The organism is Bacillus sp. L381 (genome assembly GCF_030284525.1).
Lineage (GTDB): Bacteria > Bacillota > Bacilli > Bacillales > Bacillaceae > Bacillus > Bacillus amyloliquefaciens.
In genome coordinates, this window is record NZ_CP127224.1 from 1,229,697 (window position 1) to 1,243,077 (window position 13,381).

Here is a 13,381-nt window from a genome sequence, read left to right on the forward strand (position 1 = left end):
CTTTTTCACCCGTTTTGTCATCCTTTTTACCTATTTGTAAACGGCAAAATAATTGTCTTTGTTTATTAATAAATTTTTCATATTTGGTTGTTACACTTGTTCAAAGTTAAAACAAAAGGAGTGAAAACACAGGTGAACATGAAAAAACGCGAGATAGACGCAGTCTTCATTCTCATTTTACTCGTTTCCGCATTCTTGAATATGTATAACATCTGGAATGACGATACGGTGAATCCATATTACACCGCAGCGGTAACGAGTATGCTTCAAAGCTTTCATAATTTCTTTTACGCTTCATTTGACGCAGCCGGGTTTATCACGGTAGATAAACCGCCTGTTACATACCAGATTCAAACGATCAGCACGCTGATATTCGGTATGCACGGGTGGAGTGTGATCCTGCCTCAGGCATTGGCGGGTGCAGGCTCAGTTCTCTTTATGTATTTATTAATAAAGCCGACGTTCGGAAAAACGGCGGCGCGCATCGCCTCATTTGTCATGGCATGTACGCCGATCGCTGTAGCAGTCGCGCGGACGAACAATGTCGATGCTTTACTGGTATTCTTCCTGTTGTTCGCCACATGGCTTCTCTTTAAAGCGATTCGAAAAGGCAGACTGATTTGGCTTCTGGCGGCGTTTTTTGTCGTCGGAGTAGGCTTCAATACAAAAATGCTTCAGGCTTATATGATTTTACCGGCCTTCTTGCTGTTCTATATGATTGCGGCAAACACGACCATTAAGAAAAAAATCATTTCATTGGTAAGCGCGCTGGCCGTATTAGCAGCCGTTTCATTGTCGTGGCCGCTCATTGTTGACAATATCCCGGCCGGCAAAAGGCCATATGTCGGAAGCAGCCAGACCAACTCCGTATTGGAATTGGCTTTCGGATATAACGGGATTCAGCGGCTGACAGGCCAAAGTTCAGGCGGCGGCCAAGGCGGGCCGGACGGAAACGCTTCAAAAGGGATGTCTTCTTCTGCCGGTTCTTCACGAATGCAAGCACCGCCCGGTCAGTCTTCAAGCAGCAGTTCATCAAGTGAAGGCAAATCACAAAACGGCAGCATGACGGCGCCTCCGTCTAACGGAGAAATGCCAAGCGGCGTTCAAGGAGGCCCTCCAAGCGGCGGAGATGGCGGCCAAGGCGGTCCTGGCGGCGGAGGAAAAGGCGGTACAGGCACCGGCTCGAAAATGCAATCAGGTTCAGGAATGTTCGGGACCGGAACCCCTGGTCCGCTGCGGCTTTTCCAAACGGAATTATCTGATCAGATCAGCTGGCTCTTGCCGTTTGCGATTTTTGGGCTGGCCGGTTTATTGATCGCAGGGGCGAGAGAAAGAAGAAGATTGTCAGAAGAACAAAAGGAAACGATTTTTTGGGCAGCGTGGCTTGTGCCGATTGCCGGATTCTTCAGTGTGGCGGAATTTTTCCACCATTATTATCTCATTATGCTGGCGCCGCCGATTGCGGCACTTGCCGGCGCGGGGTGGGTCGCTCTCGTTCATCTGTACCGCAAGCAGGCGGGATGGAAGTCTTGGCTTCTGCCGGCAGCCATTCTTGCGACAACCGGATTTGAGCTGTTTATACTCAGAAACTACATTGATCAAATCGGGGCAGGCTGGAGCATCGGCATAGGCGTGATCGGCGCTGCGGCTGCCATCGCTCTGTTCGTGTTCAAACAGCGCCAAAAACCGCTCAGTTCTTATCTGTCACTTGCAGCTCTTTTCGTCTTGCTGGTAATGCCGATTTATTGGGCGAGCACACCGCTTCTCTACGGAGGTAACAGCTCATTGCCTGAAACAGGCCCTCAGCTCGTCTCAACAAGCAAAAAAGGCATGGGGATGAATAACGCATCTGTAAATGGAAAACTGATCAACTATTTAGAGAAACATAACGCCGGAGCGGACTATCTGTTTGCCACAACCGATTCCAACACGGCGGCGCCTTACATTATTAAAACGAAGAAAGCCGTCATGGCGATCGGCGGATTCAGCGGATCTGACCCGGCCATCACGCTGTCTCAATTTAAAAAGCTCGTAAAAGAAGGGAAAGTAAAATACTTCTTAACATCCGGAATGGGCAAAGGCGGAAACAACGATATTGTGCAATGGGTTGAGAAAAACGGCAAGAAAGTATCTTCAGATAAATGGCAATCAAGCAATGATCAGAAAACGAAAAATAATGATGCAGCTGATACTGAAACCAGGAAGGATTCAAGTGAAAACAATCGGATGGGCGGCGGCCCCGGCGGAATGAATCAGTCAGCCTCATTATACGAACTGCAATCTGATGAATAGGAGGAAAAAACATGAGCAGACATATTCAATATTCAATTGTCGTCCCCGTTTATAACGAGGAACCCGTCATTCAGACAACCTATCAGCGCCTGAAAGAAGTCATGGATCAAACAAAAGATCATTATGAATTGATCTTTGTCAATGACGGAAGCAAAGACCGCAGTATTGAGATATTAAGAGAGCACAGTCTGATTGATCCGAGAGTGAAAATTATTGATTTTTCCAGAAACTTCGGTCACCAGATCGCGATCACGGCAGGCATGGATTACGCAGAGGGGAATGCCGTCATCGTCATTGACGCCGATTTGCAGGACCCTCCTGAATTAATCCTTGATATGATTGACCAGTGGAAAGAAGGCTGCGATGTGGTGTATGCCGTCAGAACGAAACGGAAAGGAGAAACCTTTTTCAAGAAACAGACGGCTTCTATGTTTTATCGCTTGCTGCGGAGCGTGACCGATATTGATATTCCGCTCGATACCGGAGATTTCCGCCTGCTGGACAGAAAAGTCTGTGACGAAATGAAAAGATTAAAAGAGAAAAATCCTTTTGTCAGGGGACTCGTCAGCTGGGTCGGGTTTAAGCAGACTGCTGTTGAATATGAACGCGATGAGAGGCTTGCGGGAGAAACGAAATACCCGCTTAAAAAAATGCTGAAGCTTTCCATGGACGGTATAACAACGTTCTCCCATAAACCGCTCAAGGCGGCAAGCTATGCGGGAATGATCATGTCCGGAGCGGGTTTTCTCTATATGTTTGTCGTTTTATATATGAAACTTTTTACAGAGAGCACCATTACGGGCTGGTCCTCACTGATTGTGATACAGCTTTTATTCAGCGGTATCGTTCTCTTAATTCTCGGTATGATCGGCGAATACATCGGAAGGATTTATGACGAAGCAAAAGACCGTCCGCTCTATATCGTGCAAAAAGCGTACGGCATTAATAACGAAAAGGTTTATCGGGATCAGCATATGTCTTAACCGAAACACCCTGTCCTTCTAGCGGACAGGGTGCTTTTATGCCTGAAATAAAAGCCGCCGGATTACTGAGTGTCAAGCGGCTTTTTTCATTCATCTGCGGCCGGCTTGCATGTGCAAAGAGCGCATGATCAGTCCGGTTCCCGTCAGGTTCAATAAAATGCTTGCACCCAGTGTCATGGCCCAAGCAACGTTTTGCTGAGGAAGCTGAAAGCTGAGCTGCAGCAAGATCAGGCCGGTAACGACCAGCAAAAGTCCGGAATGTTTCATGGGTATGTATCCTCCTTTGTACACTATTCATACGGACGGCCTGTGCTGAAAGTTTCATATAAAAAAATCCAAGGCCGCTGCCTTGGATTTATGTTAAGAAGGCGTTTCTTCTTTTTGAGTCAGTTTCATTTTTTTCGTCATTTCCTTGCCGTTTCTGATAATCTTCACGTCCACGGTGCTGCCGACCTTCGTATTCTTATAGAGAATATTGCGAAGTTCGCTGCCTGTGTCGGTTTCTTTCCCTTTTAAGCCGATAATGATGTCTTCTGCTTTTAATCCGGCTTTAGCGGCAGGCGATCCCTGCGCCACTTCGCGAATATAAACCCCTTTATTCAGCTGTTTGCCGAAGAGGCCGAGTGTGCCTTCCTGATAGTTTTGCGGCACTTGCTCCAAGTCGATCATGCTCACCCCGATATAAGGACGCTCCACCTGTCCTTTAGTGAGAAGCGCTTCGGCGATCGGTTTTACATCGTTGCTCGGGATTGCAAAGCCGATGCCTTCTACATCACTTTCACTGATTTTCATGCTGTTGATGCCGATGATTTTGCCGTCTGTATTTAATAGCGGTCCGCCGCTGTTTCCGGGATTGATGGCGGCATCAGTCTGGATGACGTTGATGCTTGACTCACCGGCTGATGTAGAAATCGAGACGGTTCTGTTTAAGCCGCTCACGATACCCTGAGTGACAGTGCGGGAAAGGTCTTTTCCGAGCGGATCACCGATGGCGATGACGGATTCACCCGTTCTGAGAGCGGATGAGCTGCCGAAGCTTGCCGTTTTTGTCACGTGTTTATCACTGATTTCTAAAACGGCCAAGTCCGTCAAAGAGTCTCTGCCGACGAGTTTAGCTGTTACATCAGTACCGTCATATAATGACACTTTAAGGGAAGAGGCGCCTTCGACCACGTGGTTATTCGTAATAATATACGCTTTGCCGTTTTCTTTCTTAAAAATAACGCCTGAACCCGACCCCGTTTCGGCATCTTCACCCGATGAATTTGAGTTAGAACCGGAACTGGATCCGAATCCGAATAAATCTGAACTGCTTTGCTGCTTTTGCAGATTGGTGATTCCGACGATCGCCGGTGAAATGTCTTCCACCATATTTGAAATGCTGCTTGAATTTGCTGATGAGCTGCTTGACGATTTGCTGCTGCCGGAATCAGAAGATGTCTGCTTAGCGGTTACAGATGACGTTTCCTGAGCGGGAGCAGGATTGGAAGTATCTTGTGTCTGGTGGTCTCCAAGCGGCGTAAATGTATAGATGCCGAGGGCGAGCCCTCCGCCGATCACCCCGCCGAGGAGCGGTCTGAACCAGCCGAAGCTTCGTTTTTTCTTGTCCTCGTCCGCCGCGGAATATCTGGCCGGCTGCGGATTTTCTTTTGCTAAAAGGACTTTCTGTTCTTTTTGGTCTGTCCGATTTTCATCACGATAGTTATCCATCATGTTCACTCCGTTTCTCTATTTCATCATAGCATGATTTGCCTATTATTACTGACTCCATCTTACACAAAAAGTGTGGGATAATAATGAAAAGATTGTGGGAAATTGTGAAAAAGACGTAATTGGACGGGGCGCTTTATATTGACAATTTCGATCGGATTTGAAATAATAAATGAGAGATTATGTTCAATCCTTCACATGAAAAGATATGAAAATTCTGTCAAGCTAATGGGGGAAATCTGTTAGCTTTTTTACGTTGTCAAATTTAAGAAAGGAGCTGTCAAATGAAAGAAAAACATCACTGGATTATTTCTCTGCTTGCTGTGTTGGCGGTTGGGCCGGGACTGATGTCGAACACCGCTCTTTCGGCTGTCCAAAGCCTTGTCCGGCAGACGGTCGGCGGAGGAAACTTTGATTCTTTTCATCCGATTATTATCGGTAATATGGCATTTGCCTTATTCGTGCCGGCGGGACCTTATTTGAAAAAAAGGTTCGGCTCCCGGCCTGTCTATATGATTTCTATGGCAGCAAGTGTCATCGGAGCGCTGCTTGCTTCTTGTACGAATGATATTTACCCGCTCGCTGCGGGCCGTTTTTTACAAGGAGCCGCTGCGGGCACTATGCTGATGATTATGATCCCGATGCTGGTGCTTTCGTTTCCGATTGAGCGCCGCAATTACGCCTTATTTGTGTTAATCGGCGGCTTTTACGGGTCCGTCATTATGGGGACCGTATTAGGCACGGCGGCGGCAAGCGCCGGCCATTGGCATTGGCTGTTCGGCATTTTTGGCCTGCTGTCTTTTTTCGGCTTTATTTTCAGCTATATGTGGCTGCAAGATGATGCCCATAGAGGCGCTGAAAGGTCTCCATTTGACGGCTTCGGTTTTCTGTTAGCGGGTGTATCAGCCGTGCTGGCTGCCTTTACGTTTATTCATCTGCCGAAATGGGGCTTTTCGTCATGGCATACACTGGCGGGATTCGGAGGAAGCTTCGTCATTCTGCTGATCTTGCTGATTATGCAGTACAGAAACGAACATGCGCTGATTTCGATTAAACTTATGCTGATTCCAAAGCCGATTCTGGGAGTTTTTATGATCGCTGCAGGCAGTATCTCAATAGCGGTCAGCCTTTCTGCATTTCGCGGGGAGCTTCAGGCGGCGTATCATCTGTCACAAACTCATTTGATATTTTTATATGCGAGCCTTTTGGCAGGCGTGGCCGTTGCCGCTGTCATCAGCGCATTAGCATATGATAAAGTCGGCCCGGGCATGCTCGGGATAACAGGCTCTATTATACTTGTGTTCGTGAATTTTCAATGGATGACGACGGATCATCATATGCCTCTTATTCTATTTGCGGGGCTTTTCGTAATGCTGGCGGCCGGAACAGGGCTTATCGTGGCAGCCGGACTGATGGGAGCCGCGTTGGGAGGACCGCTTCCGGAACTGGTGAAACGCATGACGGCAGTTCAGTTTTTGCGGCTGTTCATTTATATGGGCGCTCCTGTATTAATAGGCTATTTTATCAAAAGAGATGCTTCCGGCATGCTTTGGGGCGCGCACGGCACACAATCGCCGCATGAGTTGCTGATGGGGACATACAGCGATCTGTTTCTTATTGCTTTCATCTTAAGCCTGCTTTTAGTGTGTTTATCATTTGTCATGAATGCGGCCGGCATGGGACATAAGCTGGCGCATAAACCGCACGTCGTCCGTAAGCAGGAGGCTGAACAGCCTCCGCGGAAAACTCCTGAACCGATCAGGCATCAGGTCATTCCCGATTATGAATACAGAAGTGCGGTCAAACAGTTTCAGCGTCGCCCCAACAACAGTATGTAACTTTTTCTATCAGCAAACCCTTTTCCCGGTGAAAAGGTTTGTTTTTTCCTATAATGGCAGAATGGTATATTGCATGTTTCATCCTTTTTTAATATAATTTGTTAGAATATTCATAATTTAATATCGGAATTTTAAATAAAAAAGGAGGTATTACATGAAACTGTATCTATCTGTAGATATGGAAGGGATATCCGGACTGCCGGATGAAACATTTGTCAATTCCCGCATGCGCAATTATGAGCGCGGCAGGGTTCTGATGACCGAAGAAGCAAACTGGTGCATCGCAGAAGCGTTTAATAACGGATGCACGGAAGTGACCGTGAATGACAGCCATTCAAAGATGAATAATCTGCTCGCAGAAAAACTTCATCCTGAGGCAGAGCTGATCACAGGGGACGTCAAGCCGTTTTCCATGATGCAGGGGCTTGATGAATCCTATTCTGGCGTGATGTTTATCGGCTACCATGCGAGAGCCTCAATGCCGGGAGTCATGTCGCACAGCATGATATTCGGCGTGCGTCACTTTTACATAAATGATAAGCCGGTCGGTGAACTGGGGTTAAATGCCTACCTCGCCGGATTTTACGATGTCCCGGTGATCATGGCAGCCGGGGATGATTGCGCCGCAAAAGAAGCGGAGGAGCTGATACCGAATGTGACGACAGCCGCCGTCAAGCAAACCATTTCAAGAACCGCGGTTAAATGCCTGTCTCCTCTGAAAGCCGGGCAGCTTCTGACGGAAAAAACAGCTTATGCGCTCAAAAATAAAGATAAGGTCAAGCCGCTGACTCCGCCTGAAAGACCGGTCTTAGGCATTGAATTTGCCAACTACGGACAGGCTGAATGGGCCCATTTAATGCCGGGCACAGAAATCATACCGGGAACGACAATCGTTCAATTTCAGGCAAAAGACATGCCGGAAGCCTATCAGGCCATGCTCGTCATGACAGAACTCGCCATGAGAACAACATTCTGTTAAAGGGGTGAACGGCATTGCTTCGGTATTTTATCAAACGTTTTATCGCAATGATTATGACCGTTCTCGTCATCACCACTCTGACATTTGTCATGATGAAAGTGATACCCGGCTCGCCTTTTAACGAAGAGCGGGGCACAAACGAAGCGGTTCAGCGAAATCTCGAATCCTACTACCATCTGAACGAACCTCTTATCACTCAATACGCCATCTATCTAAAATCCATTCTAACCTTTGATTTCGGTCCTTCAATTAAAAAACCGTCAGACAGTGTAAACGCTATGCTTGAACGCGGGTTTCCCGTTTCATTTGAGCTTGGCATAACGGCAATTATCATCGCTGTTATTTCAGGACTCGCGCTCGGCATAACGGCCGCTCTGAGGCGCGGCGGATTTCTCGATTATGCGGCCATGAGCCTTGCGGTGCTGGGGATTTCCATTCCGAATTTTATTATGGCGACACTGCTGATTCAGCAATTTGCGGTTCATCTGAAATGGTTTCCGGCTGCTACCTGGGCGAGTCCCGTTCACATGGTCCTGCCGACTGCAGCGCTTGCCGTCGGACCTATGGCCATCATCGCGAGGCTGACAAGATCAAGCATGGCTGAAGTGCTCACTCAGGATTATATCCGCACAGCAAAAGCAAAAGGCCTTTCTCCTGTCAAAATTATCATCAAACACGCCTTGAAAAACGCTCTTATGCCTGTTGTGACAGTACTCGGCACGCTTGCTGCAAGTATTCTGACGGGCAGTTTCGTCATCGAGAAAATCTTTGCCATTCCGGGAATGGGCAAATATTTCGTGGAAAGCATCAATCAGCGCGACTACCCGGTGATTATGGGGACGACCGTATTTTACAGTGTGATTCTGATCGTCATGCTGTTTCTGGTTGATTTGGCATACGGCCTGTTAGACCCGCGCATAAAACTTCATAAGAAAGGGTGATCCAGATGAATCTCCCGCAGGAAACGGTAAAACACACAGAAGTGCCTGATGAATGGTTTCAGCCGGGCATGGAAAGAAAGGGTGAAGCCGAGTCGGTCAAGCGTCCGAGCCTGTCTTACACTCAGGATGCGTGGCGGCGGCTTAAAAAGAACAAATTGGCGATGGCCGGCCTTGTGATTTTATTTTGCCTGTTTCTATTAGCTATGTTCGGTCCGCTGATATCACCGCACAGTGTGACAAGGCAGACGCTCGCCGAGCAGAATCTTCCGCCGTCTTTTTCACACTGGTTCGGAACCGATGAGCTTGGACGGGACGTATTTACAAGAACGTGGTACGGAGCGAGGATATCTTTATTTGTCGGTGTGATGGCGGCCTTGATCGACTTTTTGATCGGCGTCATTTACGGAGGCATCGCCGGCTACAAAGGGGGACGGACAGACAGCGCCATGATGAGAATCATCGAGGTTCTCTACGGCTTGCCGTATCTGCTCGTTGTCATTTTGTTAATGGTACTGATGGGACCGGGGCTCGGTTCCATTATCGTCGCTCTGACCGTGACGGGGTGGGTCGGCATGGCGCGGATTGTCAGAGGACAGGTATTGAGGATGAAGCATGATGAACACGTGCTTGCTTCGAAAACGTTTGGGGCGAAAACATTTCGGATCATTAAGAAAAATCTGCTGCCGAATACGATGGGGGCCATTATTGTCCAAATGACGCTTACGGTGCCGGCGGCGATTTTTGCGGAATCATTTCTAAGTTTTTTAGGACTCGGCATTCAGGCGCCGTTTGCAAGCTGGGGAGTCATGGCAAACGACGGGCTCCCGGCGATTTTATCAGGTCATTGGTGGCGGCTGTTTTTTCCCGCCTTTTTCATTTCCTTAACGATGTACGCGTTTAACGTGCTTGGAGACGGCTTGCAGGACGCGTTAGACCCGAAATTGAGGAGGTAGGAAAAATGGCGCAGCAAGTTCTTTCAGTTCAAAATCTGAATGTTACTTTTTCAACATACGGAGGCACCGTAAAAGCCGTCAGAGGCGTCAGCTTCGATTTATATAAAGGTGAAACGTTTGCGATCGTCGGTGAATCGGGCTGCGGAAAAAGCGTGACGTCACAAGCCGTGCTGGGCCTTCTTCCGAAACATTCGGCAAAGATTGAATCCGGAAGCATACAATTTAAACAGAAAGACCTTTGTCAAATGACGGAACGGGAAATGCGGGGAATTCGGGGGCGCGACATTTCTATGATCTTTCAGGACCCGATGACGGCGCTCAATCCGACTTTGACTGTAGGGGATCAGCTTTCAGAAGCGCTTTTGGAACACCGAGCCATGACCAGAAAACAAGCTGAATCCGAGGTTCTCGCCATGCTGGACCTTGTCGGCATCCCTGACTCGAAATCCCGCCTGAAGCAGTATCCCCACCAATTAAGCGGGGGCATGCGGCAGCGGATCGTGATCGCGATGGCTCTGATCTGCGAGCCGGAAATCATGATTGCCGATGAACCGACAACGGCTCTTGATGTAACAATTCAAGCGCAAATCCTTGAATTATTTAAAAAGATTCAAAGAAAAACAGGCGTATCTATTGTTCTGATTACGCATGATCTCGGCGTTGTCGCTCAGACCGCTGACAGGGTCGCCGTCATGTACGCGGGAAAAATCGCCGAAATCGGCACGAGGCATGATATTTTTTACCGGCCCGCTCATCCCTACACAAAGGGGCTGCTCCGCTCAGTGCCGCGGCTGGATATGGAGGATAGTGAGCTTTCGCCGATTGACGGGACGCCGCCTGATTTATTCGATCCGCCGCCGGGCTGCCCGTTTGCCGCCCGCTGCCTGGACAGGATGATCGTCTGTGAAAAGGTATATCCGGAAACAACCGTGAAATCCAAAAGCCATTCCGTCAATTGCTGGCTTCAGGATGACCGTGCAGAGAGGCTGAAGCACAAACAGCTGACGGCAGCAGAGGAAAAAGGGGGATTCAAATGAAAAAGAAATGGGCGATCGGAGTGATTGCTGTTGTGTCGTTTGCTTTGATGGGCTGTACGGCCAATGAGCAGGCGGGAACAGAATCCGGCAAAGCAAAAGAACAGGGGGATGAAACAGTGCTCCGGCTCAATAACGAAAATGAGCCGACCTCACTTGATCCGCCGATCGGATTTAATAATGTTTCCTGGCAGCCGCTGAATAACATAATGGAAGGTTTAACAAGGCTCGGAAAAGATAATAAGCCCGAACCGGCCATGGCAAAAAGCTGGAAGGTGTCCGCTGATAAGCTGACATATACCTTCAGTCTCCGTGATGACGCCAAATGGACCAATGGCGATCCCGTCACGGCGGAAGACTTCGTGTACGCCTGGAAAAGGATGCTCGATCCGAAAACGGGAGCATCTTCCGCATTTCTCGGCTATATGATCAAAGGCGGGGAAGAATTTAACAGCGGAAAAGGCAAAAAAGAAGACGTGAAAGTTACGGCAAAAGATAAAAAAACGCTGGTCGTCACATTGGCGGCACCGCAGGATTATTTTCTGAGCGTCGTGTCCAATCCGGCGTATTTCCCGATTAATGAAAAGGTCGCCAAGGCTGATCCGAAATGGTTCACTGAAGCGAAAACCTTTGTCGGCAACGGACCGTTCAAGCTGACGGAATGGAAGCATGACGACAGCATGACGATGGTCAAAAACGAGACGTATTGGGATAAAAAGACGGTGAAACTTGATAAAGTCACATGGGCGATGGTCAGTGACCGAAATACCGACTACCAGATGTTCCAGTCGGGAGATTTGGATACCGCTTTTGTGCCGGCAGAGCTGAGCGAGCAGCTGATGGGCGGGAAAAATGTCCGCACGTGGGATCAGGCCGGACTTTATTTCTATCGCTTTAACGTTAAAATGGAGCCGTTCCAAAATGAAAAGATCAGAAAAGCGTTTGCGGCGGCTATTGATCAGAAAGAAATCACGGATTATGTGACCAAAAACAGTGAAAAGCCGGCACATGCCTTTGTATCCCCGGGGTTTCCGCAGCCAGACGGGAAAGATTTCCGCGAAGCGGGCGGCAGTTTATTAACTCCGGATGAATCAGAAGCCAAAAAACTGCTGGAAAAAGGCATGGAAGAAGAGCATTATGACAAACTGCCTGCCGTCACACTGACATACAGCACAAAACCGGAGCATAAAAAAATAGCGGAAGCGGTACAGCAGAAGCTCAAAAGTGTGCTCGGTATAGACGTTAAGCTCGCCAATATGGAATGGAATGTCTTTTTAGAGGAGCAGAAAGGGCTGAAGTTTCAGTTCTCTCAAAGTTCATTTTTACCGGATTACGCAGATCCGATCAGTTTTCTTGAGGCTTTCCAGACGGGCAATTCCATGAACCGCACCGGCTGGGGCAGCGAGACATACGACAGCTATATCAAGCAGGCAAAACAGGAAGCCGATCCAAAAAAACGTTTTGCGCTCATGCATAAAGCGGAGAAGCTGCTCATGAACGGGGCTCCGATCATTCCGATTTATTTTTACAATCAGGTGCATCTGCAAAACAGCGGCGTGAAGGGCATTGTCCGGCACCCCGTCGGTTACGTTGATCTGAAGTGGGCAGAAAAGTCCTGATATCACCTCGAAAACGCCATACCGCTCTTTTTCCGTTAAAGGAGCGGTATGTTTCACTTTTCAATCCATGGGAGAGGAGATTGAAAAAGCCATGAACCATAAACCGAAAGCACTGCAAAAAGGCGACACGGTTGGTGTGATTGCGCCCGCAAGCCCGCCTGAGAGCGGGACTTTACAAACCGCGCTGCTTTTTTTAGAGAATGAGCTTGGCCTTCAAGTGAAACTCGGCCGGGCGCTGAAGACCCGTCACGGCTATTTGGCGGGAGAAGACAGGGCCCGTCTCGATGATCTCCATGACATGTTCAGTGATCAGAATGTCAAAGCAGTGATATGCGCGTGCGGAGGATTCGGCACGGGCCGCATTGCCGCTGACATTGATTTCGGCTTAATCCGCAGCAATCCGAAAATTTTCTGGGGATACAGCGATATTACATTTTTACATACCGCCATTCATCAAAATACGGGACTTGTCACTTTTCACGGCCCGATGCTGAGCACGGATGTCGGGCTTGAAGATGCTGATCCGCTGACAAAGGCATCGTATCATCAGCTTTTCGAAGAAACGGAATTCACCTATACGGAGGACATTTCTCCGCTGGAGGTGCTGACAGACGGAAGAGCCGAGGGAGAGCTTGCGGGCGGCAATCTGTCGCTTATTACATCCACACTCGGTACGCCGTTTGAAATTGATACGAAAGACAAACTGCTGTTTATCGAGGATATCGATGAGGAGCCGTATCAAATCGACAGAATGCTGAATCAATTGAAAATGGCCGGCAAATTATCAGACGCAGCAGGAATTCTAGTCTGTGATTTTCACAAATGTGAACCGAAGAATAAAGAAAAGTCCCTCACTTTAGAGCAAGTGCTGAACGATTACATTGTCAAATCAGGGAAGCCCGCGCTCAAAGGCTTTAAAATCGGCCATTGTTCGCCGAGCTTCGCCGTTCCGATCGGAGTCCGCGCGGTTATGGATACGGCGGCCAAAGCGGTAACGATTGAATCGGGGATTTCGGGAAGGGAGTGACCAGA

Annotated in this window: 11 protein-coding genes; 9 read left to right on the forward strand and 2 right to left on the reverse strand. The window is 48.4% G+C overall.

The window, feature by feature from the left end; all coding sequences use genetic code 11:
• The first annotated feature begins 132 nt into the window (after positions 1-132).
• Positions 133-2,292, forward strand: a complete 2,160-nt coding sequence (locus QRX25_RS06285; protein ID WP_212101072.1) for a glycosyltransferase family 39 protein — start codon at positions 133-135, stop codon at positions 2,290-2,292.
• Between the two features lie 11 nt (positions 2,293-2,303).
• Positions 2,304-3,275 (forward strand): glycosyltransferase family 2 protein, encoded by a 972-nt coding sequence (locus tag QRX25_RS06290; protein ID WP_212101074.1) that lies wholly within the window; start codon positions 2,304-2,306, stop codon positions 3,273-3,275.
• A gap of 90 nt (positions 3,276-3,365) precedes the next feature.
• On the opposite strand, the gene QRX25_RS06295 is transcribed toward QRX25_RS06290, so the two are convergent.
• A complete protein-coding gene (locus tag QRX25_RS06295) occupies positions 3,366-3,542 on the reverse strand; it encodes a hypothetical protein (RefSeq protein ID WP_190277755.1) in 177 nt (58 codons plus the stop codon).
• Positions 3,543-3,635: 93 nt separating this feature from the next.
• The gene (gene htrA / locus QRX25_RS06300; protein ID WP_212101665.1) at positions 3,636-4,985 is read right to left on the reverse strand and encodes a serine protease HtrA; all 1,350 of its coding nucleotides are present in this window, start codon (positions 4,983-4,985) and stop codon (positions 3,636-3,638) included.
• A 284-nt stretch (positions 4,986-5,269) separates the two neighbouring features.
• Here htrA and QRX25_RS06305 point away from each other — a divergent pair, with 284 nt between their 5' ends.
• The 7 genes from QRX25_RS06305 (at position 5,270) to QRX25_RS06335 (ending at position 13,376) form a co-directional block, all read left to right on the forward strand.
• Positions 5,270-6,823 (forward strand): MFS transporter, encoded by a 1,554-nt coding sequence (locus QRX25_RS06305; protein ID WP_212101076.1) that lies wholly within the window; start codon positions 5,270-5,272, stop codon positions 6,821-6,823.
• A 154-nt stretch (positions 6,824-6,977) separates the two neighbouring features.
• Complete coding sequence (gene dppA, locus QRX25_RS06310; protein ID WP_212101078.1) at positions 6,978-7,802, forward strand: D-aminopeptidase DppA; 825 nt, start codon at positions 6,978-6,980, stop codon at positions 7,800-7,802.
• 14 nt (positions 7,803-7,816) lie between these two features.
• A complete protein-coding gene (locus QRX25_RS06315) occupies positions 7,817-8,743 on the forward strand; it encodes an ABC transporter permease (RefSeq protein ID WP_065981265.1) in 927 nt (308 codons plus the stop codon).
• A gap of 5 nt (positions 8,744-8,748) precedes the next feature.
• Positions 8,749-9,696, forward strand: coding sequence for an ABC transporter permease (locus QRX25_RS06320; protein WP_212101080.1), 948 nt, complete (start codon positions 8,749-8,751; stop codon positions 9,694-9,696).
• A gap of 5 nt (positions 9,697-9,701) precedes the next feature.
• Entirely contained in the window at positions 9,702-10,733 is a 1,032-nt protein-coding gene (locus QRX25_RS06325) for an ABC transporter ATP-binding protein (protein WP_212101084.1), read from the forward strand.
• Positions 10,730-12,349 (forward strand): peptide ABC transporter substrate-binding protein, encoded by a 1,620-nt coding sequence (locus QRX25_RS06330; protein ID WP_212101087.1) that lies wholly within the window; start codon positions 10,730-10,732, stop codon positions 12,347-12,349. Before QRX25_RS06325 ends, QRX25_RS06330 begins: the two co-directional genes overlap by 4 nt.
• Positions 12,350-12,416: 67 nt before the next feature.
• Positions 12,417-13,376, forward strand: coding sequence for a S66 peptidase family protein (locus QRX25_RS06335; RefSeq protein WP_196769344.1), 960 nt, complete (start codon positions 12,417-12,419; stop codon positions 13,374-13,376).
• Positions 13,377-13,381: the final 5 nt, after the last annotated feature.

Bases quoted from the DNA above. Each gene is read 5' to 3' on its own strand.
- dppA (WP_212101078.1), top strand. From the start codon at position 6,978: ATGAAACTGTATCTATCTGTAGATATGGAAGGGATATCCGGACTGCCG.
- QRX25_RS06330 (WP_212101087.1), top strand. From the start codon at position 10,730: ATGAAAAAGAAATGGGCGATCGGAGTGATTGCTGTTGTGTCGTTTGCT.
- QRX25_RS06305 (WP_212101076.1), top strand. From the start codon at position 5,270: ATGAAAGAAAAACATCACTGGATTATTTCTCTGCTTGCTGTGTTGGCG.
- QRX25_RS06325 (WP_212101084.1), top strand. From the start codon at position 9,702: ATGGCGCAGCAAGTTCTTTCAGTTCAAAATCTGAATGTTACTTTTTCA.
- QRX25_RS06290 (WP_212101074.1), top strand. From the start codon at position 2,304: ATGAGCAGACATATTCAATATTCAATTGTCGTCCCCGTTTATAACGAG.
- QRX25_RS06335 (WP_196769344.1), top strand. From the start codon at position 12,417: ATGGGAGAGGAGATTGAAAAAGCCATGAACCATAAACCGAAAGCACTG.
- htrA (WP_212101665.1), bottom strand. From the start codon at position 4,985: ATGGATAACTATCGTGATGAAAATCGGACAGACCAAAAAGAACAGAAA.
- QRX25_RS06320 (WP_212101080.1), top strand. From the start codon at position 8,749: ATGAATCTCCCGCAGGAAACGGTAAAACACACAGAAGTGCCTGATGAA.
- QRX25_RS06295 (WP_190277755.1), bottom strand. From the start codon at position 3,542: ATGAAACATTCCGGACTTTTGCTGGTCGTTACCGGCCTGATCTTGCTG.